The sequence below is a fragment of the Paenibacillus sp. MZ03-122A genome (genome assembly GCF_024213325.1).
Lineage (GTDB): Bacteria > Bacillota > Bacilli > Paenibacillales > Paenibacillaceae > Paenibacillus > Paenibacillus polymyxa_B.
This window is the reverse complement of the sequence record NZ_JANAVI010000007.1, coordinates 214,532-237,541: the sequence shown is the minus strand read 5'-3', so window position 1 is coordinate 237,541 and position 23,010 is coordinate 214,532. Positions and strand designations below refer to the sequence as shown.

At 47.8% G+C, this 23,010-nt stretch carries 17 protein-coding genes; 12 read left to right on the top strand and 5 right to left on the bottom strand.

The genetic code is table 11. The annotated features are described in order from the left end of the window. Positions 1 to 53 precede the first annotated feature (53 nt). The 4 genes from NLX74_RS17075 to NLX74_RS17060 form a co-directional block, all read right to left on the bottom strand. Entirely contained in the window at positions 54 to 1,454 is a 1,401-nt protein-coding gene (locus NLX74_RS17075) for a sugar porter family MFS transporter (RefSeq protein WP_235307485.1), read from the bottom strand. 227 nt (positions 1,455 to 1,681) lie between these two features. Continuing rightward, the gene (locus NLX74_RS17070) at positions 1,682 to 3,019 is read right to left on the bottom strand and encodes an AraC family transcriptional regulator (RefSeq protein ID WP_254329398.1); all 1,338 of its coding nucleotides are present in this window, start codon (positions 3,017 to 3,019) and stop codon (positions 1,682 to 1,684) included. Beyond that, complete coding sequence (locus tag NLX74_RS17065) at positions 2,994 to 4,442, bottom strand: sensor histidine kinase (RefSeq protein ID WP_254329397.1); 1,449 nt, start codon at positions 4,440 to 4,442, stop codon at positions 2,994 to 2,996. The genes NLX74_RS17070 and NLX74_RS17065 overlap by 26 nt, the downstream gene beginning before the upstream one ends. Then, positions 4,439 to 5,437 (bottom strand): sugar-binding protein, encoded by a 999-nt coding sequence (locus tag NLX74_RS17060; protein ID WP_254329396.1) that lies wholly within the window; start codon positions 5,435 to 5,437, stop codon positions 4,439 to 4,441. The genes NLX74_RS17065 and NLX74_RS17060 overlap by 4 nt, the downstream gene beginning before the upstream one ends. A 218-nt stretch (positions 5,438 to 5,655) precedes the next feature. Between NLX74_RS17060 and melA the strand changes: the two genes are divergently transcribed. The 8 genes from melA (at position 5,656) to NLX74_RS17020 (ending at position 18,304) form a co-directional block, all read left to right on the top strand. After that, complete coding sequence (melA, locus tag NLX74_RS17055; protein ID WP_254329442.1) at positions 5,656 to 7,155, top strand: alpha-glucosidase/alpha-galactosidase; 1,500 nt, start codon at positions 5,656 to 5,658, stop codon at positions 7,153 to 7,155. Positions 7,156 to 7,700: 545 nt separating this feature from the next. Continuing rightward, entirely contained in the window at positions 7,701 to 9,863 is a 2,163-nt protein-coding gene (locus NLX74_RS17050; protein WP_254329395.1) for a glycoside hydrolase family 6 protein, read from the top strand. A gap of 173 nt (positions 9,864 to 10,036) precedes the next feature. Beyond that, positions 10,037 to 10,972, top strand: a complete 936-nt coding sequence (locus NLX74_RS17045; protein WP_254329394.1) for a nucleoside hydrolase — start codon at positions 10,037 to 10,039, stop codon at positions 10,970 to 10,972. A gap of 165 nt (positions 10,973 to 11,137) precedes the next feature. Further along, the gene (locus NLX74_RS17040) at positions 11,138 to 13,813 is read left to right on the top strand and encodes a PAS domain S-box protein (protein WP_254329393.1); all 2,676 of its coding nucleotides are present in this window, start codon (positions 11,138 to 11,140) and stop codon (positions 13,811 to 13,813) included. A gap of 164 nt (positions 13,814 to 13,977) precedes the next feature. Next, positions 13,978 to 14,367, top strand: coding sequence for a GntR family transcriptional regulator (locus NLX74_RS17035; RefSeq protein WP_025723754.1), 390 nt, complete (start codon positions 13,978 to 13,980; stop codon positions 14,365 to 14,367). Continuing rightward, positions 14,360 to 15,262, top strand: coding sequence for an ABC transporter ATP-binding protein (locus NLX74_RS17030; protein WP_025723753.1), 903 nt, complete (start codon positions 14,360 to 14,362; stop codon positions 15,260 to 15,262). The genes NLX74_RS17035 and NLX74_RS17030 overlap by 8 nt, the downstream gene beginning before the upstream one ends. Next, a complete protein-coding gene (locus NLX74_RS17025; protein ID WP_254329392.1) occupies positions 15,237 to 17,333 on the top strand; it encodes a DUF6449 domain-containing protein in 2,097 nt (698 codons plus the stop codon). Before NLX74_RS17030 ends, NLX74_RS17025 begins: the two co-directional genes overlap by 26 nt. A gap of 206 nt (positions 17,334 to 17,539) precedes the next feature. Next, positions 17,540 to 18,304, top strand: coding sequence for a class I SAM-dependent methyltransferase (locus tag NLX74_RS17020; RefSeq protein WP_254329391.1), 765 nt, complete (start codon positions 17,540 to 17,542; stop codon positions 18,302 to 18,304). Between the two features lie 58 nt (positions 18,305 to 18,362). Here the strand turns inward: NLX74_RS17020 and NLX74_RS17015 are convergent, their stop codons facing one another. After that, positions 18,363 to 18,635, bottom strand: coding sequence for a hypothetical protein (locus NLX74_RS17015; RefSeq protein WP_254329390.1), 273 nt, complete (start codon positions 18,633 to 18,635; stop codon positions 18,363 to 18,365). Positions 18,636 to 18,734: 99 nt separating this feature from the next. Between NLX74_RS17015 and NLX74_RS17010 the strand changes: the two genes are divergently transcribed. From NLX74_RS17010 to NLX74_RS16995, 4 genes are all read left to right on the top strand, one after another. Further along, positions 18,735 to 20,189: a PstS family phosphate ABC transporter substrate-binding protein gene (locus NLX74_RS17010; protein ID WP_254329389.1), complete on the top strand. Its 1,455-nt coding sequence runs from the start codon at positions 18,735 to 18,737 to the stop codon at positions 20,187 to 20,189. Positions 20,190 to 20,338: 149 nt separating this feature from the next. After that, complete coding sequence (locus tag NLX74_RS17005; RefSeq protein ID WP_254329388.1) at positions 20,339 to 21,580, top strand: WD40/YVTN/BNR-like repeat-containing protein; 1,242 nt, start codon at positions 20,339 to 20,341, stop codon at positions 21,578 to 21,580. Positions 21,581 to 21,593: 13 nt separating this feature from the next. Further along, a complete protein-coding gene (locus NLX74_RS17000; RefSeq protein ID WP_254329387.1) occupies positions 21,594 to 22,457 on the top strand; it encodes an aldo/keto reductase in 864 nt (287 codons plus the stop codon). A 14-nt stretch (positions 22,458 to 22,471) separates the two neighbouring features. After that, complete coding sequence (locus NLX74_RS16995) at positions 22,472 to 23,008, top strand: mismatch-specific DNA-glycosylase (protein WP_254329386.1); 537 nt, start codon at positions 22,472 to 22,474, stop codon at positions 23,006 to 23,008. The last annotated feature ends 2 nt before the right edge of the window (positions 23,009 to 23,010 follow it).

The following is a 23,010-nucleotide window of genomic DNA, read 5'->3' as shown; positions in this document are numbered from 1 at the left end:
AACCATTGCCGATTTAAGGTCGGTATGACTCAGAGGGCGTGGCTAAAGTTGGGTCATTTCCCAAGCCACATATTTTCCATCTGTTCAAGTGATCTCCCCTTGGTTTCGGGAACCTTGCGCCATATAAAGACTACGACGAACAACGAGATGGCTCCGAATAACCAGAAGGTATTGGACGGGCCGGCTGAACTCAGCAGAGGAGGGAATGCCTGCGATACCAGATAATCGCCGGCCCACAATGCCATCGAAGCGATGGCTACCGCTTTGCCGCGAATGCGGTTCGGAAAGATCTCTGAGATCATGACCCATACGATCGGCCCAAGCGATATAGCATAGGAGGCCACGTAGATCAATATTAGGATGAGTACGAGCGGTCCGGTGGTCAAACCCATTTTGAATGCGGCTCCAATAATGACCAAACAGCAGGTCATCAATGAGGTGCCGATGATCAGCAGGACTTTTCGTCCCGCTTTGTCGATCAGCCATACGGATACGATGGTGAACAACACATTGATCAACCCGATCCAAATGGTCTGGGTCAAAGAAGCGTCCGTACCGAGTCCCATTCCTTTAAAGATAACCGGCGCGTAATACAAAATGGCATTGATGCCGGTAATATGCTGCATAATGGCGAGCATGACACCGATAAAGAGAGCGACCCGAATACCGGGAGCAAACAATTGCTTCAATGAGTTGTTCTCATTTTTGAATGATTCCTTGATATCAAGCACTTCCTGCTTAGCGGCTTCTTCACCGTGAATTTTCAGCAAAATCGGCAGCGCTTCATAGGGCCGATTTTGTTTAATAAGCCATCGCGGGCTTTCGGGTATGAAGAGCATCAAGAGCATAAAGATCAGTCCCGGAACGGCTCCCACTCCGAACATCCAGCGCCAGGCTGTTGAGACACCCCAGGCTTCATCTCCCATGCTGACGATCCACGAATTCTGAAAATAAACCAGGAAAATCCCTGTTACGATCGCCAACTGATTTAAAGCAACCAAACGGCCTCGGTATTTGGCGGGGGCGATCTCCGCGTTGTACACCGGACAAACGGTGGAAGTGATTCCTATGCCAATGCCGCCGATCATGCGAAAGATAACATACCCGGTGAACGTGTCTTGAAGCGCAGAGCAGATCGAGCCGATGACGAATAAAAATCCGGCGGCCAGTAATACCTTTTTTCTGCCGATCTTTTCACTCATGTAGCCGGAGAGAGCTGCTCCGGTGACACTCCCGACAATCAGACTTGAAACGGCCCAACCAACCTGAAATTCGCTCAGCGAAAAACGCTGCTGTAGGAATTCGACTGCTCCCGAAACAACCGCGATATCAAAACCGAACAGGATGCCTCCGAGCGCAGCTACGATGGATACCAACGTCACAAAAAGCATATTGGGTTTTTCTGATTGAAGCGCTTTCTGTTTAGCGCTTTCATTATTGATGATTACTGCCATATGATCATCTCCCCTCCAGATCTCTGGAACCTCATTCCGTTCTTCGAGGAGAAGTATAACATGCGCTTATAAAAGAAAGGCGGGTTATCGTCTTCAATAAACGGACCTTTTCATGCACGATTTTGGCTTCGGTTCCCGAATCGGAGATAGAGGGGCTGAACCTAGCATTACCTTGTCATTCGAGCTTAAAAAAATCCATGCCGATAGTCGGCATGGATGAATCTCTACTATTTTTGGCCTTTGAACTCAGTAGGAGGAACGCCCGTTATCTTCTTAAAGACACGGCTAAAATAGTTCGGGTCCTTATAACCCACTTCAAAGCTGATTTCCTTAAGAGTAAGGTTGCCAGCCTTAATCAGAGAGATGGCTTTATCAATCCGCAGCCGGGTTACAAAGTCGATAAATGTTTCTCCGTATTCCTGTTTGAAAATTTTACTGAAGTAGTGAGGATTCAAATGGACAAAATCAGCCACTTCTTCCAGCGAAAGATCATCGTTGAACCGTTCCTCGATATACATTTTCGCCCTACCCAGCATAGTCAGTGTTTGAACCTCTCGCTGTTCGCGTATCCGTTGCAGTGCTGACATGACGTACGTCTGCTGAAGCATTCCATTCTCCGCTTTGATGGCAAGCAAAGAAGCGTTTCCAGCCTCTGATGACTTCAGTTCGTCAAAGTGGCAGTAACCTCCATCCCGCTTGCGTAGGGTGGAGGCAAAAACGGCTTCGAAATAGGACTTGCGAAGTCCTTCCTCACCGCTATGCAGCGATCCAATTCCAATGGCTGTCTTTATACCAAGTTGCTGCTGGGCAAGCTCGGAAAGCTGCTGAACGAGGTGTTTAACCAACTGGCGCCAGTCGTTTTCGCTGGTGGCAGACGGCTTGCGTAAAAAAGTGGCTACATGATGGTCGATCAAAGAGCTTACAATGGCATTCGGGCCATGCGTTTTTACATAGCTTCGGAAATGATCGTAAATTTTCTTTTTATCCTGCTCGTCCGTATATCCGTCAAAGGCGGCAATGATGGCGCTTCCCTGATCAAGAGGAAAGTCCAGCCATTCTGATAGCTGGGAAGCGCTCGAATCCACGGTCTGGTCGACCATAAGCATTAAAGCCAGCTCATTTTCTGCGAGCGGCATTAACTGTGAGATTTTATGCCTAAGCTCCAATTCTTCCGTACGTGCCCGCTTCTCGCACTCAATTTCTTCAATCAGTCGTTTCAATGTGCCGATGATGAGTTCTCGCTTCGCCGGCTTCAGAATATATTCTTTTACGCCCAAAGAGAGCGCCTTCTGGGCATAGGCAAAATAATCGTAGGCAGTGACGAGCACGAATCGGGTATCGGAAAGCCGCTCCTTTAATTCACGAAGCGCTTCAAGCCCGTCAATTCCGGGCATATTGATATCCAGAATGGCAATATGGGGACGGTGCTCTTCCGCGCATTCAATCGCCATGCGGCCGTTGCCAGCATGAATAAACCGGAATATCCCCGGCATCGCCCGTTCCACTGTCAATTCCAGTCCTTCCCTCTCCAAAGCCTCGTCATCCGCGATCAACAACCGATACATCAGTCCGCTCACTCTCCTTCTTGACTGGAATTCGTATGGTTATGGTAGTACCTCGTCCGATATTGCTATTGATTTCAACCATTTCTTCTTCCTTTCCGTAAAACAACTGCAGCCGCCTAAACACATTTTGCATTCCAAGTCCTGTTGAACTGCCGCTTTCGGCTTCGCCTTTAAGACGGAGTACGGACAGTCGGGTTTCCTCCGTCATGCCCTTTCCGTTGTCCGAAATTTCAATTTGTACATCTTCGTTCGCTCTCGACAGCGTTAACACGATAATGGCTCCGCTTTCCATATCTTCCACACCATGAAGAAAAGCGTTTTCAATAAATGGCTGGATCGTCAGGGCCGGAATTTGCTGCTGAAGTACGGAAGCGTCAAAGTGAAGATCAAAGCGAATCCTGTCCCTGAAGCGCGCCTGCTGGATGGTTACGTATTCGCGGATATGATCCAGTTCCTCCTGGAGAGTTACGGGTTTGTCCAGCTTCTGCAGGCTGTACCGTAGCAGATTGGACAGCGAAACGATCAGGTCGCTGGTTTTCTCCGCCCCTTCCAGGATCGCCAGCTTGGAGAGCACATTTAAGGTATTAAATAAAAAGTGCGGGTTAATTTGATTTTGCAGAGCCAGAAGCTCCAGTTCCTTCACAAGCCGCCGCATTTCCAGACTCTGTTTATCCTTCTCGATAAGGATGCTCAAATCGGTGGACATTTGCGAAATGGCGTCCGACAGTACGCCTAGCTCGTCATCCCGTCGCGGTTGGGGCCTAATATTCAGATCACCTGTGGCGATTCGCTTCGCCAGTCCGACAAGTCTGCCGACAGGGCCAGTAATGCTGCGCGAGACCCAGATTGCAAGCAACCCCCCCATCAGCGCGTTCATGCCGAACAACGCGACTCCCCATCCGTTCATTCGCTCATTCTTGTTCCGGATGTTCTCAATGATTGGCCGGTAATAAGCCAGTTCAGCATCGATCAGTTGCTGACCCTCCTCATGAATATAGCTGACGGTTTTTTCCGCTTCAATATAATGTTCAAAAGCCGATTGTGGATCTTGTGCCTTTGCATCCAGAACTGCGGCTTGTTTCTGTTCAAGAAATGTGGCCAACAGATTCATGTAGTCCTCTTCGGCGAAAGAAGGGTCGGTCGAGTCGGAGACTTCCTGAATTCTGGCTTTCAACTGCATTAATTGGTATTCTGTCGGACCCTGCACAGCCTTATCGCCTCTTGGATTAAGCAGATAGGCATATAGGAGCTTTAAGTTGCTCTCCGCCGATTCGGAGGTTTGCTCAATGAGGAGAATTCGGCCAAGCATTTCATCGTAGCTCTGTTGTACGACCTTTCCGCTTTGGAATACAAAATAAGCGATGATATTGGCGAACACAACTAGAAGAGGGATGAACAGAAGCAGCTTCGTTCTGATCGTCATCGTCTGTCATCTCCGGACATGTTGTCGGGAGTGTCCGCATGCATCTCATATATTCTGGTGTAGGTTAATTCCTGGGGGGCATTCCCCTTTAGATAATCATTCAGCAATTTTATGGCCTTAGCCCCCATTTCCTCTGGCTGTTGAACAATGGTCAGTTCAATTTTGCCATCTCTGATGGCTTCCAACGTCTCGGTCATATCGTCAAAAGCGAAAATCTGCAAACTCCGCGCGCCGCGCCGCTCCGAGGCTTCCAGAATGCCAAGGCCGTCCAGCGCACTGAATCCGACCATGTAGCGGATCTGCGGATACCGGGTGAGCATGTTCTGAGCTTGCTGTGCTGCCTGAAGCCGTGAAATATTTGAGGAGCGAATCTCCACAATGCGGAGCTTGGGATAACGACCGATCACGGAACGAAATCCAGCAAGCCTGAGTCGCTGATTCTCGACACGCTCGCTACTGATCATAACTCCGATGTCGCCACGCTCTCCAGAGGCTTTCGCTAATAGCGCGCCCATCCGTTTTCCTGCTCCTTCGTTATCCGTTCCCACGTAAGCTAGTCTACGGGAGTCTGGTTCATCCGTATCGATCGTGATGACGGGTATGCCAAGTCCGGCTGCTTTGTCGATTAATCGGCGATACTCTGGATCATTTATCCCCTGAACCAGAATTGCATCCGCCTTACTGGCGATCGCTTTATCCAGCAGTTTGACCTGCTCGGACGGATTAATGCGGTCCGGCCCGATATAATCGAGCCGCATACCGTACTGTTCCGCTTCCTTTCGGGCTCCTTGTTCGATTGACCGCCAGTAATAATTATCCAACTCCTGTGATATCAGTACGACTTTTGTATCGGAAACCCCGTCTTTTGGAGAAACTGTTTTCAATAACTCTGCAAATTGGTGAATCTGAAAAGAAGACAGAGTGAACTGAAAGAGCAGCCAGGCAAATAGCAGGAAGACGGGGATAAGGATAAATGTCCATTTACGGTTTGACATGTATTGCTCCTTTGTCAATATTTAGAGACTTAACTCATTATACAGCAACAAAAGAAGCGTAGGCAGCTATCGTCAACGGCAAGCAGCATTTATTAATGCGGAAGTTAGGATTTTTGACACCTAAATACGAAACTGGTCATGATTTTGATAACGCTTTCTACGAGCCTATTGCTACAATGACGGTATATACCCATTCTAATTACCGGAGGTTGAATGCCGTGTCATTTAAAGTAGCGTTTATTGGAGCAGGAAGCATCGGTTTTACCCGTGGAATTTTACGAGATCTGTTAACGGTGCCGGAATTTAATGATATTGAAGTGGCTTTTACGGACATCAGTGAGCACAATTTGGATATGGTCACTGAGCTGTGCCAACGGGATATTCTGGAGAACGGTTTATCGATACAAATACAGTCCTCTACGGACCGAAAGATAGCTTTAAAGGATGCCAAATACGTCATTTGTACCATCCGGGTTGGCGGTCTTGAAGCCTTTGCGACCGATGTGGATATTCCGCTGAAATATGGCGTGGATCAATGCGTGGGCGATACCCTGTGTGCAGGAGGCATCATGTATGGTCAGCGCGGCATTGCTGAAATGCTGGAGATTTGCAAGGATATCCGCGAGCTAAGTGCACCGGATGTATTGCTGCTGAACTACTCGAACCCCATGGCGATGATGACGTGGGCCTGCAATAAATACAGCGGTGTGCGTACAATCGGTCTATGTCACGGCGTCCAGCATGGGCATCACCAAATTGCCGAGGTGTATGGTCTGGAGAAGCAGGATGTGGACATTGTGTGTGCCGGAATCAATCACCAGACGTGGTACATTCAGGCGTCACATGAAGGCAAGGATCTGACAGCCGGACTGCTGGAGGTTTTTGAAAAACATCCCGAATATAGCCGCACCGAAAAGGTACGCATCGACATGCTTCGTCGTTTTGGCTATTACAGCACAGAGTCGAATGGTCATCTCAGTGAATATGTACCTTGGTACCGGAAGCGTCCGAATGAAATTATGGACTGGATTGATCTAGGCAGCTGGATCAACGGAGAAACAGGCGGCTATCTGCGTGTATGTACAGAAGGACGTAATTGGTTTGAAACAGATTTCCCTAATTGGATGAAAGAAGACCCATTGGAGTACAAGGTCGAAAATCGCGGTGAAGAGCATGGTTCATACATTATCGAAGGTCTGGAAACCGGACGTGTATACCGGGGGCATTTTAATGTCGTTAATAACGGTGTGATTTCCAATTTGCCGGACGATGCGATTATTGAAGCACCTGGATACGTGGATCGGAATGGTATCTCCATGCCACATGTAGGAGATCTTCCGCTCGGTCTTGCTGCCGTCTGCAATGTAAGTATTTCCGTCCAGCGTTTGGCTGTCGAAGCGGCTGTACACGGAGATGATAAGCTGCTGCGGCAAGCGTTTATGATGGATCCGCTAGTGGGCGCGGTGTGTAATCCGAAAGAAATTTGGCAGATGGTCGATGAGATGCTGGTGGCGCAGGAAGCATGGCTGCCGCAATATGGAGCAGCGATTGCCGAGGCGCGTCAACGTCTGGCTGCAGGCGATCTGATTCCAACCCGACCCTATGAGGGAGCAGCACGTCTTAAGGTGAAGACGGTTGAAGAAATGCAGCTGGATCGGGATGCCGCCAATAAAAATGCAGGGCAATCCGACAAAGGCAAGGATCGCGAAAAAGTGTAGAACAATAAGAGCAGAGATTGACTTCACTACAATTAAAGGGTGTTTTCATGGTCATGAGGGCCTGAAAACACCTTTTTGCTGTCGATAGATATGACGATTTGGCATAGTTGGCGTGCTGAAGTTTATCATTGTCGATTTAGGCTGACGGAAATTAAAGAATACGGTCTTACTTTTTATGAATTTGCTCTTTTGCCGTCGATCCTAAATCTCCCGAAAGCTTGTTATAGCAGGGATGTTCAACAAATGAAGAAACCGACTTCAGAAAAAGAGGGGCCGCGATGAACCACTAGGGTGGCAATTCATATGCCTAATTAATAATGTAGTCCTTAATTTATTCAATTTACAGCAGATTTCCAGCTCACTATAATCTAACATAGGAGGTGACAAAAAGGGGAAAATGTGAGCGCATGAACAAATAGAAAGCGCTTACCTTTTGCAACTATGAACGCCGCTTTTTTTTGGAGAGAGTAGGCGTAACTCACATTTAATCATGTAACAATCAGGTGCCGACATAGGAAGATTCAACAAAATCCACGGAAAGATAGGTGAAGCAATTGAAAACAAAGCAAGTGCTTCGTAAAAGCATGAAGTATGCTTTTGCGCTATCACTCGTCGCAAGCAGCTTTCTACCAGGTGCAGGATTTACGGATAAAATACATGCAGAATCCCATGTGGACAATCCTTACCAAGGGGCGACAAAATACATTAGCCCTGATTATGCGGCTAGTGTCGACACATCGATTGCCAAAATTACGGATGCCAATCTGAAAGCAAAAATGCAAACGGTCAAAACATTCCCGACAGCCGTATGGCTTGATCGTATCGCTGCTATTAACGGCGGTGGAGGCAAGCTTGGCCTGGAAGCGCATTTGGACCAAGTATTGGCGCAAAAGAAAGGCAGCACACCGATTACGGCGGAATTTATTGTGTATGATCTGCCCGGACGGGATTGTCACGCCTTGGCTTCCAATGGTGAATTGCCGCTGACCCAGGCAGGTTTGGAAACCTATAAAAAGGATTATATTGACAAAATAGCTGCTATTTTTGCAAATCCCAAATATAAGGATATTCGTATCGTAGCGATCATTGAACCAGACAGTTTGCCAAATCTGGTAACTAATCTGGATGATCCGAAATGTGCACAAGCCAAGTCTACAGGAATCTATGAAGCTGGCGTGAAGTACACAATGAATAAGCTGAACGAGATTCCGAATGTGTACAAATACGTAGATATCGGTCACTCTGGTTGGTTAGGTTGGGATAACAACCGTTCAGCAACGGTATCCCTGTTTACAACCATTTTCAAAGATACTAGCAAAGGTCTGGCCAGTGTAGATGGCTTTATCACGAATACAGCCAACACTTCACCGCTGACAGAACCTAATTTACCTGATCCAAATCTAAATATCGGTGGACAGCCGATCAAATCGTCCAAGTACTATGAATGGAATCCTAATTTCGATGAATCGGATTTCGCAGAGGCATTGCATAGAGATTTTGTCAGCGCAGGCTGGCCGAGCTCACTCGGTATGTTAATTGATACAGGCCGTAATGGATGGGGAGGACCTAACCGTCCGACTTCCGCAGTCGGCAATGATATTAACTCCTATGTAAACTCAGGCCGTGTTGACAAACGCTCGCACCGTGGTAACTGGTGTAATAACAGCGGAGCAGGTATGGGAACGCCGCCACAAACGGCTCCAGCTGGCCATATTGATGCCTATGTATGGGCGAAACCTCCGGGTGATTCCGATGGTTCGAGCTCACTCATCCCGAACGATGAGGGTAAAGGCTTTGACCGTATGTGTGATCCTACCTATACAACCAAGGATGGCACATTAACAGATGCTTTACCGAATGCACCTATTTCAGGATCATGGTTCCATGATCAGTTTGTAATGCTGGTACAAAATGCGTACCCTGCTATCGTGCCTTCCACTGGTGGTGTGGACCCAGCGCCTACAGCTCCAGCTGTACCGTCAGGCTTAAAGGCTGTTGTGGGTAATGCTCAAGTAACGCTGACTTGGAATGCGTCTACTGGTGCCGATAGCTACACGGTCAAACGCGCCACTAGCGAAGCAGGTCCTTTTACAGCCGTTGCGCCTCTTGTAACGGAAAGAGAGTACACAGATAAGGGACTGACGAACGGAACAACTTACTTCTATGTTGTAAGTGCTACGAATGCGAACGGAACAAGTAAGGATTCCGCAGCGGTAAGTGCTGAACCTAAAGGTACACCGACAGATCCGACGGACCCTACAGATCCTACAGAACCAGCGGGAGATCTGGTTGTAATGTACCGGGCCGGGGACACTGATCCAGCGAATAACGCAGTCAAGCCTTTCTTTAACTTGAAAAATAAAGGAACAACACCTGTGAAGCTGAGTGAGCTGAAAATTCGTTACTATTTCACGAAAGATGGCAGCCAGGAGCTGCAATCTGCAGTAGACTATGCACAAGTAGGTAATGATAACGTGCTGCGTACCTTTACTGACAACTATATTGAAATTGGTTTCAGTGCTGCTGCCGGTACGCTTGCTGCCGGAGCGCAAACAGGTGATATTCAGATCCGCATGAACAATAGCGACTGGTCCAACCTGGACGAATCCAATGATTACTCCTTCGATCCAACCAAAACCTCTTATGCAGAATGGAACAAAGCAACGTTGTTCCACAATGATAAGCTGGTGTGGGGAATCGAGCCTTAGGATTTGGTCAGAACATGTGCCCTTGAATGATTGAAAAGTATTAAAAGAAGGTTACGGCATAACTGTCGTAGCCTTTTTTACGTCTTCGAATAAAGAATTTGATGACCAAGGGAATAAGCATTGAAATTGTGTATAATGAACAAAAGAATGCTGTTCTACTGTGGAGGGTCATCATGAGCAAAAAGTTAATCTTAGATGTAGATACTGGCATTGACGACGCGCTTGCTATTGCGTACGCGGTCCATTCGCCGGAATTGGAGCTACTCGGTATTACAACCACCTTTGGTAATATCTCGGTGGAGGAGGCAACACGTAACTCACTGATTCTGCTGGAAAAACTGGGGGTAGAGGCTCCGGTCGTGTCTGGCGCTCACAAGCCGTATACTCGGGAGCTGTTTAAACCTTATTCCCGGCATATTCACGGCGAAGACGGTATTGGCAATCAGTTGAAAGGAGCACCTTCCCGTCAGGCTGCGTCTGGGGATGCCGCTGATTTTATAATCGGACAGGCTCGTCGCTATGAAGGCAAACTTACCCTGGTAGCTGTGGGACCGCTGACCAATCTTGCGATTGCATGGGATCGCTGTCCCGAATTGCCCCAATTGCTTGACCGCCTGATCATCATGGGCGGCGCGGTCACAGTGAAAGGGAATGTAACTCCGACGGCTGAAGCGAATATTTACGCCGATCCAGAAGCCGCAGCCTATGTGCTGGGAGCGGGCTTTCCGCTTACGCTCGTTGGGCTGGACGTCACGATGCAAACACTGCTTCCACAGCAGGATGTGGACAAATGGCGTGAGCAAGGGACCGAGCTGGGTGCGTTTATGGCAGATATGACAGACTTTTATATGGAAGCTTATCGCAACTTCAGACCTGGTATAGCAGGATGTGCTTTGCATGATCCACTGGCTGTAGGATTAGCGATAGATTCCAGCTTTGTGGAGACGCGTCCAATGCACATTGCCGTTGAGGTGGGCAATTCCGCTGAGGTTGGTCGCACCCGTGAGGTGCAGAATGAGAACGAAACTCAAGCACTGACTACGGTTGAGGTGGCACTTAAAGTCGATGCGGAGCGATTTTTGCGTCATTTTCTTAGCCGGGTGGTATAAAAAAATAATTCGAAGATTGCCGATGAACCTGCATCGGCAATCTTTTGTGCATACATGTTTTAAGGGCTTTCATTTAGATGCGGACTCACCGCTATAAAAATCCCATATCATGTTAGAATAGGTATAGTTAGAAAAACTGCCGGACCACAAAGGAGGAGATTCATTGTGTTTTCTGCTGCTCGACGACTGCCTTTGCTGGAACATATGTATAATCATGCCCCGACAGGAATCGTGATTTTGTCGAGGGAAGGGAAGTGCCTGTACGTCAATCCCGCCTTTTGCAAAATGGTCGGATATGAGCAGGAGGAATTACTGGATATCCGGTATTACCATCTCTTGTATAAAGAGGCTCAGGATCAGCAAGGGTTGAGGGAGGCTTACGCAGGTTGGCTAAAGGCTACAGATCAAGTCTATAAGACAGAGCTGCGTTTGAAACATAAACGGGGAACATCCGTCTGGCTATCGCTGGAATTAACCATATTTGATGATGAGGCTACCGAACAATCTTATTTGATTGCGTATGCAATGGATATTACGGAGAAAAAAGATATGGAGCAGGTGCTCTCGGATAATGAGGATTTGTACATGCTGATTACGGAAAATACGCCGGATGTTATCTCATATAGCACGGCGGACGGCATACTCCAATATATTTCTCCTTCGGTGGAAAAACTCCTAGGCTATACAAAGCAGGAAATGCTCGGCAAAAAGCGGCTCCAATTTTACCATATCGAAGATGCCGATTACATGCGTGTACATGGAATGTTCAAGGAAACAGGCATCATGAAGCGGCGTGTACGTCATAAGGACGGGCATTATTTGTGGCTGGAAGTATCGTACCGTATTATTCGGGATGAACAGGGCAAGATCAAGCGAGTTCTATCCATCGGACGAAATATCACAGAGCGTCAGAAGAGCGAGGAGAACCTGGCAAAAGCTCAACAGTTGGCGATGTTCGGCTCATGGGACTGGGATCTGGTCAACGATGTTATGCATTTTTCCAAGGAATTTCGCAGCATATTTGGCTATCGTGTCAAGCCGGTTGAAACAAGTATTGACGCGTTCATGGCGGCTGTTCATCCAGAAGATACAGAGCGCATGAAACAGATTATCACCAACGTTATATTAAAGGGAGTTCACGAAGAAACCTTTTACCGGATTGTATTGCCCAATGGGGAACAAAAGGTACTGCGTTCAATCTGGGAAGCTGAAATGGACGAGCATGCAGGCAAGCCCGTTCAAGTGGTTGGTATGATCCAGGATGTTACAGAGCACCGGGAAATGGAGCAGCGTCTGCGCGAAAGTGAAAACCGTTATAGGTCACTGTTTCAGCATAATCCACTTGGGATATGCGCCGTGAATATGGAAGGTCATATCTTGAGTGTGAATCCGAGCTTGGTGGAGCTTACGGGCTATACGAAAGATGAGCTGCTAGGAGCTGAAATACTTGTAATGGCTTCCTCTGAGGAACAGGACAAAATCAAGCGTCATATGGAACTGGCCAAGCAGGGTGAGACGCAAACCTATGAATCGGAATTCATACATAAGGAGGGGGAGCGTCTATTCATTAAGATGACGAATATCCCGATTTTCGTGCAAGAGGAAATTGTAGGCTGCTACGGGATTATAGAAAACGTTACCCCTCTCAAAAGCTACATTGCTCAAATTGAAAAACTTAGTAATGAGCATTCGCTTATTTTGAATGCCGTATCCGAAGGGATTGTGGGTTTAAGTAACGAAGGACATGTCCGCTTTATGAACCCGGCAGCTGTCGAGATGTTCGGCATTGGATCGGCTAATCCGCTGAACGGCCCATGCATAGATATCATTCGCCATGCAGACGAGATTGGTAGCCATTTTCCGGACGAACAGTCCTCTATTCTTCAAGCGATTCGAAGCGGAGCTTCTTATCAGGCAGAGGAAGCTGTATTTTGGAAAAAAGACGGGTCCAGCTTTCTGGCCTCCTACCGAATCAGCCCTTTGATGGATAATGGCGAGCGAAAAGGGGCTGTGATGGTTTTTGTAGACAGGACGAATGAAAAGGAGATCATTCGGGCCAAGGAGTCTGCCGAACGCGCCGATCGGGCCAAGTCAGAGTTTCTCTCTGTGATGAGTCATGAGCTCCGAACACCGATGAACGGCATTATAGGCATGGCAGGGTTACTGGCAGATACTGAATTGGATGAGGAGCAGCGTAGCTATATAGACATTATTACCAGCAGCAGCGGTGCTTTAATGCAGATATTGAACGAGATACTGGATTTGAGCAAAATCGAAGCTGGCAAAATGTCTTTGCTGCACGAGTCCTTTGTGCTAGATGATGTGGTCGGCAGTGTGGCTGACCTATTCATGACACAGGCTATGGAAAAAGACATCGAGCTGGAATGGCATGTGGATCAGGAAATGCCGGGGATGCTGGTCGGTGATCATGTGCGTATTCGACAGGTGCTGGTGAATTTGGTGAGCAATGCGATCAAATTTACGGAGCGAGGGCGTGTAAATATCTTTGTGGAGAGAAAGGCTTACAGTCGTCGTAAAAATAAATGCCTGATTGAGTTCAGTGTAACGGATACTGGAATCGGTATCCCAGCAGACCGCCAGCATCTATTGTTTCAGCCCTTCTCCCAGCTTCACCCGGCACTGAACCGAAAATATGGAGGGACAGGACTCGGCTTGTCCATCTGTAAAAACTTGGTCAAGCTGATGGGGGGGTCCATTGGTGTGGATAGCGATGAGGCCAGAGGAGCGACGTTCCGGTTCCAGCTGGATCTTAAGCTACCCGAAGGGTCAACGCTTACGAATATAAGTCGTGATGAGCCTTATGAGTCAAAGGAAGGCTAAAAGAGATAGCCGTGATGCGTGATGCATCACGGCTATTTTTTTTGTAAGAAATCCCCAAAGAAAAGATTGACAAACTGTTCTAACTGTACTATTAATTATAGTACAGTTAGAACAGTTGAGCATATACAAATGAATCAGAGTAAGTTTTTGAAAGGAGGAAGTCCATGTTCGAGCTGGATATCCGCAGCCGTAAGCCGATCTACGAACAGCTTATGGACAGGGTAAAGGAAATGATCGTGTACGGATCACTTCAGCCGGATGAGCAATTGCCTTCTGTGCGGACATTGTCTGCTCAGCTAACGGTGAATCCGAATACGATTCAGAAGGCGTATCGCGAGTTGGAACGAGAAGGATACATTTATTCCGTTCAGGGCAAAGGCAGCTTTGTCACACCTGCCCAACATCAGCCACAACAAATCAAGCGAGATGAGATTCGAGCGGCGTTGTTAAAACAGATGATTGTAGCCGTCCATTTCGGTTTTACACAGCAGGAAGTGGACGACATGTACGTGGAAGCTATACAAACAAAGGAAAGGGGGATGTCCCTTGATTGAATTAAGGGAAGTCACAAAGACATTTACAGAAGAAAAGGCTGTCGACCAGCTCGCCCTTAGAGTGAAGAAGGGCTCCATTTTTGGACTGCTGGGCTCAAACGGGGCAGGGAAAACAACACTGCTCAAAATCATCGCCGGGATTTACCGACCGGATGCAGGAAAGGTACTGATTGGCGGACAGTCCGTATATGAGCAGCCAGAAGTCAAGCAGCACATTCTGTTTATGCCAGACACCCCCTATTTTTTTCCGCAAGCGACAATTCGTCAGATGGCCCGGTTTTACCGCTCCATTTATCCGAGCTGGAGCGAGGAACGCTACATACAGCTTACGGAGATTTTTAAGCTAGATCCTAAACGAAAGCTCCACCGTTTTTCCAAGGGGATGAAGCGTCAGGCTGCTTTTTTGCTTGCCTTGAGCTGTATGCCTGAGCTGCTCATTTTGGATGAACCGATTGATGGACTGGACCCGGTGATGCGTAGAATGATCAAAAATTTACTGTTCCAGGAAACCGCTGCACGCGAGATGACCGTCGTGATCTCATCTCATAATTTGCGTGAAATAGAAGACATGTGTGATCACGTCGGCATTATGCACCAGGGGCGGATGCTGTTGGAAAAAGAGGTCGACGACCTCAAGTCTGATACGCATAAGGTGCAGGTTGCCTTTCGTGAAAGCACGCATGAGGAAACCGTATGTGGACAACTTTCGGTTGTACATAAGGAGCGGAGGGGCAGTGTTCTGCTGCTCATTATCCGGGGGGAACGAGAGCGGATTGCAGAGACGATTGAGGCGTATGAGCCGCATGTGTTTGATTTGCTGCCGTTGACGCTTGAAGAAATTTTCATTTATGAAATGGAGGACGCAGGTTATGACATCCAACCGATTCTTCTGTAGCGGCGGCGTAATTCGCCAATGCCTGAGACAGCATGGCTGGATCGGTCTATTGTACTTGGTAGGATTGCTGTTTACAGTACTGCTGCCATTGTTTATGAGCATTGGTGATGAACAACCACGAGTGGTTTTAAAAAGCTTGTTTGATAACACAAGCTCAGGTAATGAATTGCAAAAATTAATCTTAACGACCGTACCCGTGCTGGCAGGTGTGATGCTGCTTCGTTTTGTTCAGCGACAGGGGTCATCCGATTTGTATCACAGCCTACCTTTGCGTAGAGAGCATTTATTAACATCACATTTAATTAGCGGTCTTATTCTTTTACTTGTACCTGTATGGCTGACTGCGGGAGTAACTGCTTGGGTTAACACGTCAGTCGAACTGCCTTATATTTTTCATATCAATGATATTGGATCGTGGGCACTGGTCGTATCTGTCCTTACGATTTTCCTGTTTACTTTTACTGTGTTTGTAGGGATTTGTGTGGGACAATCGTTGCTACAGATCGTAGTAGTGTATGTTTTGCTGCTATTGCCTCAGTTTCTATCCATGATGATAGGGCGTTTTCTGGAACGTAATTTATACGGTTATGTGCAAGTGCGAGAAACCATTGTTCAATATATTAACGGCTCGGAGTTTCGCAGCAGTAATAATGTCTGGGATAACTTATCGCCGTTTGTACGCATTATGGACAATTTGCCGCAGCGCGCCTTTTCCTACATGGAGCTACTTGCCTATTTAGGTATCTCTCTGTTGTTTGTTGCCTTGAGTTATGGTTTGTATCGTAAACGCTTGGTCGAGAAGGCGACTCAGGCCATGGCGTTTTCTTTCTTTCAACCTTTGTTCAAGGCAGGGGTTATACTATGCGCCATGCTTGTAATAGGCGATTATTTTTATAATGCAGGTACAAGAGGAGCTAATTGGTCGATTTTTGGGTATGCACTTGGAGCTGTTCTAGGCTATATCGTTGTAGAGATGGTCGTCCGCAAGACGTGGCAAATTGTGCGTGTTCGAGCTTTGGTGGAAATGGTCGTGTACGGTGTGATCATGGGGCTGGTACTATATATCCCGATATCAGGTTGGTTGGGTTATGAGGGGCGGATTCCAACAGCACACTCCGTAGAAAAAGTTTATGTCGGGCAAGAGGAGCCTCTAGGGGGAAATACAGAAAAAGAAGCTTATTACTCCCAAGACAGGGCCTATATCGCCTCTGTGCTGAATTTACATCGTGAACTCGTACGTGCACATGCAGCTGGCGAGAAAACATTGTCCAAAAACCTGGCCGTCGAAAGGGCAGTCATAATCTACCGCTTGGATGATGGTTCCACCATGACTCGCCGCTATACATTCCCGGAGAAGCCTTTCCGGACAGAACTGACTAAAGTGATGGAAGCAGAGCCTTATAAAACGGTAAGATACGAGCTGGATAAGCTGCAAGGAAAAGCAGAGACGATTAATATCCAATCCGTAGATGATAATGAAAGACGAGTGGTTTTAACCAATCCAAAAGAAACTCGTGAATTTGAAGATATACTCAGAGAAGAAGTATTAAATATGAGTTATAGCGAAATGCAATCACATCGATATCCCCTAGGGAGTGTTTCTATTACAAACAAAGAGTCATCCTTTACCAATAACGAACCGAGCTGGCATCGTGAATTTTCATTTGAATGGCCGGCTTCCTATCACAAGCTTACAGGTTGGCTAGAGCAAAAGGGATATGCGGATAAGGTGATCATTGATTCCAAGGATATTTTTTCGATACGGGCTGTTCCTATTATTGCTGAAGAGCTTGAACCTTATCAATCCAATCAGTATATTGAAGACTATAAGCTATTTAAAAGCATCCAACAGAAGCATAAAGCAATAACGATTGAAGATCCGAAGCTCTGGAGCACTGTACTGGAAAAGCGCAGACCCTATAGCTATACTCCAAATATGGCGAAAGGCACTTACCTGGTTCAGGTCAAGATCAAACCTTTATTTAGTTCAGCCCCCCATACACGCTATTGCTATTTTACTCCGAACGATATGACACCGGAGCTTGCGAAGGCATTACCGACAGCTCCTTAAGTGGGACAGCATCTGGTTTGGATGGCATATGGACGGAGGTAGATGAACATGGGATGGTTCCGACACGACATATAACAACCTCACCGACGGGCAAGAGCTCCTCAACATTAGAGCTGACATAATAAAGGCACAGAGAGATACAACGTAGAACATACAGAGAGAAGAGTTCAATTATGTCCAGTCCAATAGTGGAGGAGCAAAATAATATGAAATATACAGAAGATCGTGAATTTCTACAGTTGTTGGAGCATCATAGGCAGCCATTTTCCGGATGGGATTTTTCATTCATTTTGGATACAGGACGAGTGGCGAGCGAACCTTTGGACTGGTCTTATGCCAGCAAGGCTTTGGCATTGATCCATTCCTCCAAAGCGATGCTGGATATGGGAACAGGCGGGGGAGAGCTATTGTCGCGGTTACGTCCTTTTCCAGAGATCGTTTGTGCGACAGAGGCATATGCACCGAACGTTCCTATCGCCAAGGCAAGATTGGAGCCGCTGGGTGTGCGCGTGATGGCTATACAGGATGACAATTCCCTTCCGTTTGGCGATGCCGGGTTCGATCTTGTGCTGAATAAGCATGAGTCATTTTCGCCAACGGAGGTACGACGTATTTTGCGCCCAGGTGGGACGTTTTTGACTCAACAGGTAGGGGGCCTGGATTGTACGGGTATCAACGACCGTTTGGGAGCACCTGAATACGAATATGCGGACTGGACACTTTCTCAAGCACTTGCAGGTTTGAAAAGCAATGGCTTCGAAATTGTAGAGCAGCAGGAGCAGTTTCCAATACAGCGTTTTTACGATATTGGAGCACTTGTTTACTATTTAAAAGCCATTGAATGGCAGATTGCAGACTTTCAGCCAGAGAAATATATAGAACAGCTGTATGGTCTGTATTTGGATATCCAACGTGATGGGTACTGGGACGTGAAGCAGCACCGTTTTTTGATCCAGGCCAGAGCGATATAAAGAAGATCCGATACCAAAAAGGTCCTTCCCGTGGGGGAGGCCTTTTTTGCCATAAGCATTAGGGTAAGAACAATATCAGAAGCCATATGGCGGTTGGCAGTGAAATACCAACGGCTATGGCTATATAGGGCAAGGGAGTTCGGAAGTAGTTTTTACAGTCCGCCTCCTTGTCCTTTTTCTCGTGATAGAACGCTACCTGGGTTGCAAAGCTGTGAAGTAGCTTGAGTGCTTCATCGCTTGGAATGTGCTGTAAGGAATGCCATAGATCATCATGTGCTTTTCGGAGCAAGGTTACATCAGATGTATGATTCGGATGATCGGATAAGGACATTTTTCTCCTCCTCTCGTATACTAATCTTTACCATAATTGTACAATGAAGAAGCAATGGTTTACAGTCTCAATTCATTCATTAGATATAGGGGGATGTACATGTCTGATCCAAAGAGAGTTATAACCAAGCCGGAAAAGGATGAGTCTGTGCGGATAGCATGGTTTTGGCCATGGCTGGGCGGTACGTTTATGTTTGGATTGTTTTCAGTCATGTTTAATGTAGTTTGGAGTATGGTTGTGGCACCCCAAGTGCAGCTTCTGCTGAGGCATGAAGGTGTGACGGATACAACTGTGTTTGTAATACTGCTTCTATATGCATGGATTATCGGTCTCATTTTTGCAGCTTATGGTGCCTTGAGTGCGCGTATGTCCAGCATGGGCAAGCTTTCGCTGATGCTGACCGGGCTATTATCATTATTATGTGGGCTGTGGTTGTGGATTGTCGGAATACAAGGATCAGGTGGACAACTTGCCGAAGTGTCTGGAGGAGCATGGGAGCTGTTTTCACTTTATCACGCTTGGGCAGAACCTGTACTAGAGGTATTGGGGTTATATACACAGCGTAGCGGAATCTGGTTTTTGCTGACCGCACTGCTACCCATAGCTGGCATGGTAGTCGGGGTTGGGGTAGATCGTTATCCTGCGGTGACCGACAAGCACGGAAAGTTGGACCATAGATGGCAATGGGTTGTAGCTGCAATATCTGCTGCGCTCATTATTGTGCTGGTGATTACGATCATGCTTCCTCAACGTCCGTACATTGCGGAAAGGGATTTCCCGGTAGTAGATGGAGCTACAGCGGCCATTCCATTCGCGCAGGATATGCTGCATGAATTGACCGGAATGAACAAGGTTCGTGCGGCTCACGAACTGAGATTCAACACAACACATCAGGCTTATGTCAATCTGATTGAAAAGAAGGCGGATCTGATCCTGGTGGCGGGTCCATCCGATGAGGAATTACGCCTGGCAAAAAGTCGGGGAATTCAAATGAAGCTTACACCCATTGGGTGGGATGCTTTTATTTTTCTCGTTCATAAAGGCAATCCAGTTAACGGACTTTCTTCGGAGCAGTTACGCAGCATATATGAAGGATCTATTCGTAACTGGAGTGAAGTAGGGGGAAAGCATCAGCCGATCGTTGCTTATCAGCGGGAGGAGAATTCAGGAAGTCAAACATATATGCAAAAGAAAGTGATGAAAGGTCATGACATGGCTGAACCTCCTCGGGAACTCCGAATTGGTATAATGGGTGAAATGATTAATGCAGTTGCTGATTTTAACAAGGATCACAATGCGCTCGGTTATTCATTTTATTATTTCGCAAATGTGATGCATAATCGTCAAGAGGTCAAATTTTTGTCTATTGATGGAGTGGAGCCGAACAAAGAGCACATTCGCTCGAAACAATATCCATTCACAGCTCAACTGTTCGTGGTCACACGGGAAGGCGAGAAACCAAGCCCTTCGATGCAACGATTACTCGAATGGCTGCAAAGTGAAGAAGGAACTCGGGCCATCGAAAAAGGCGGCTTTGTTCCTGTAAACTCGTAATCCTGTAACACTGGTTTGCATTCAGTCCATTCCGTATATTCACCTTAAGAGTGAAACGAAGACAGCAGGGTAATACATAGAATATACATGGCTGTGAATACAATACCCGCACAGCCATGTATATCACCAACATAAGGGGATGAACGAAAATGAAGAAAAAAACATCGGTCTGGGTGCTTTTACTCGCCGTAGCCATAGTGACAGCGGGGTGTGAAACAGGCTCACAAACAAGTTCGCAAACAGGACAAACGGCTCAAAATGAGCAAAAGGGTGCCGCCTCGGCACAAGCGAATGGCTCGGGAGCGACTGTAGATACACCGAAAACAGGAGGACAAGCAACCACAGACACTACGATAGCGAAGGTCCGCATGGACAATATTACCGCGCTGCGTTTGATCGACGGCCAATCCGGCTGGATCGGCGGAAATGGCTGGATTGCCCGTACGGACGCGGTTGCATCCGATTCAGTCGGATCGACGTGGAATGTGCAATATCAGGGCCAAGGTACGGTTCAGCAGATTTTTGCCTTGAACGGGCAGCAGGCTTGGGCTGTTATGGCAGACAGCGGATCGCTGCTGGCCACTCGCGATGGCGGTAAACGCTGGGAGGTTGTTGGGACTGTACCTGAGCAAGGGCAAGCGGGCTTTTTACACTTTGTATCATCCAAGGAAGGGTTCAGTGGCAACCAATATACGAAGGATGGTGGGCAAAGCTGGTCTTCGCTCCCCGTGCCTGGCCACTTGGTAGGACAGCCATATTACCATGATCAGCAAAACGGCTGGGCAGTTACGCAGGACACAGACCGTTCGTTTCAGATTTTACACACGGTTGACGGGGGCCAAAAGTGGACTACTGTCATGTCACGGACAGTGGAGGCGCCTCTAAATGGAGCTATTATTCGTTCGGTAGAACGTGGCGACGCATGGATCGAGCTGGTTGGCGATACGGGGATGAATCAGACGTCGTATTCGCTTTGGCATACTGCCGATAGTGGACAAAGCTGGCGTGCTGTGCTGGCGAATACCACTGCTGGCGGCGGTCCGGCACCAGGTATTAGCCAGCAAGACAACCAGGTTCCCAAAAATGAAGGGGCTGCACCAGGTATGCTCTATGCGGTTAATAGCAATACCGCATGGATGGGCGGTTACTGCGCACCGTGCGACAAGCCCAATACCATCGGCTGGACGACTGACGGCGGCAAGACGTGGAACAATGGCAAGCAAGGCTTTGACGGTTATGGTGGTCAGCAAATCGGGATGGCAAATGCCAAGGAAGGCTGGGCTATTTTCTCGGATTCAGAGCAGGCCCCAGTCATGTATACCACCTCGGATGGTGGACAGCATTGGACGCAGAGCCATGTATTTGACAAGCCTGTGGCATCAGGCTCCTAAGGAGGGAATGCATATGAGCCAACATAAGAAAAGTGTGATTACCTGGACTGACGGTCGTGATGTGCCGCTAATCGGGCAGGGCACGTGGCATATGGGTGAAAAAGCGTCACTCCGGCAGGAAGAAGTGCGCGCGCTTCAACTTGGCTTGGAGCTGGGCATGACGCTGGTGGACACGGCTGAAATGTATGCGGAGGGCTGCGCAGAAGAGATCGTCGGAGAGGCCATTCGGGGTCGCCGGGATGATGTCTATCTTGTTAGCAAGGCGTATCCTCATCATGCGGACCGTCAAGGACTGGCTCAAGCGTGCGAAGCGAGCCTAACCCGAATGGGAACGGAGTACGTGGACATGTATTTGTTGCATTGGCGTGGGAATATTCCGCTGGAAGAGACGATACAAGGTATGGAAAAACTGCGTGAGCAGGGCAAAATCCGCAGCTGGGGAGTGTCCAATCTGGACAAGTCCGACATGGAGGAGCTATGGAGCCTAAGTGGAGGCGAAGCCTGCGCTGTCAACCAAGTGCTGTATCACGCAGCTTCGCGGGGCATCGAATATGATCTGCTACCTTGGAGCCGTACGCATGGAGTGCCTGTGATGGCCTATTGCCCGATTGCCCAAGGTGGCCGCCTGCGACGGGGGCTGTTGGAGCATCCTGTTATGGTAGACATTGCTGCCAGCCACGGGGTAACTCCATCCCAAATTGCGCTCGCGTGGGTCATACGGGACGGTGATGTCTGGGCAATTCCGAAGGCGGTGCAGGAATCGCATGTACGAGAAAATGCAGCGGCAGCAAGTATTCGGCTCACTCCTGAACAACTTCAACAAATAGACGAAGTTTTTCCTCCGCCAACGCGGAAGCAGCCGCTGGATATGGTTTGAGGAAGGAGGAGCCCATGACAGAGCGAGAGACAGAACTGCATGAGGTAGATGATCATCTGGATTATGGATTATCCGTTGTATTCATCGGCTTTAATCCCAGCTTGAAATCAGGCGAGGTAGGACATCATTATGCGAATCCGCGCAACCGATTTTGGCGCATACTGGAGGGGGCAGGCTTGACACCTCGCTTGTACGATCCATCGGAAGATCGGGAGCTGCTGAAGCTGGGCTTCGGCTTTACGAACATTGTTTCCCGTCCCACGAGGGGAGTAGAGGATATTTCACGCGAGGAATACGCCGAAGGACGTCTGAAGCTATACGAGAAGCTAAAGGAATACCGCCCGAAGGTTGCTTGCTTTGTCGGCAAAGGCGTGTACACCGAATACAGTAAAAAATCCAAAGTAAATTGGGGATTTCAGCCTGAACCGCTCATTCCCGAGATGCATGAATTTGTGGCACCTTCGTCTAGCGGACTGGTGCGCATGTCGCTGGAAGAAATCACAGATATTTATCGCCATCTTCAAACGTTCCTTTCGTCAGAAATCGCCTGAAA

Coding starts and splice junctions, on each gene's coding strand:
- NLX74_RS17020 (WP_254329391.1), top strand. CDS start 17,540: ATGAAATATACAGAAGATCGTGAATTTCTACAGTTGTTGGAGCATCAT.
- NLX74_RS17045 (WP_254329394.1), top strand. CDS start 10,037: ATGAGCAAAAAGTTAATCTTAGATGTAGATACTGGCATTGACGACGCG.
- NLX74_RS16995 (WP_254329386.1), top strand. CDS start 22,472: ATGACAGAGCGAGAGACAGAACTGCATGAGGTAGATGATCATCTGGAT.
- NLX74_RS17060 (WP_254329396.1), bottom strand. CDS start 5,437: ATGTCAAACCGTAAATGGACATTTATCCTTATCCCCGTCTTCCTGCTA.
- NLX74_RS17025 (WP_254329392.1), top strand. CDS start 15,237: ATGACATCCAACCGATTCTTCTGTAGCGGCGGCGTAATTCGCCAATGC.
- NLX74_RS17005 (WP_254329388.1), top strand. CDS start 20,339: ATGAAGAAAAAAACATCGGTCTGGGTGCTTTTACTCGCCGTAGCCATA.
- NLX74_RS17000 (WP_254329387.1), top strand. CDS start 21,594: ATGAGCCAACATAAGAAAAGTGTGATTACCTGGACTGACGGTCGTGAT.
- NLX74_RS17070 (WP_254329398.1), bottom strand. CDS start 3,019: ATGTATCGGTTGTTGATCGCGGATGACGAGGCTTTGGAGAGGGAAGGA.
- NLX74_RS17065 (WP_254329397.1), bottom strand. CDS start 4,442: ATGACGATCAGAACGAAGCTGCTTCTGTTCATCCCTCTTCTAGTTGTG.
- NLX74_RS17015 (WP_254329390.1), bottom strand. CDS start 18,635: ATGTCCTTATCCGATCATCCGAATCATACATCTGATGTAACCTTGCTC.
- NLX74_RS17075 (WP_235307485.1), bottom strand. CDS start 1,454: ATGGCAGTAATCATCAATAATGAAAGCGCTAAACAGAAAGCGCTTCAA.
- NLX74_RS17035 (WP_025723754.1), top strand. CDS start 13,978: ATGTTCGAGCTGGATATCCGCAGCCGTAAGCCGATCTACGAACAGCTT.
- NLX74_RS17010 (WP_254329389.1), top strand. CDS start 18,735: ATGTCTGATCCAAAGAGAGTTATAACCAAGCCGGAAAAGGATGAGTCT.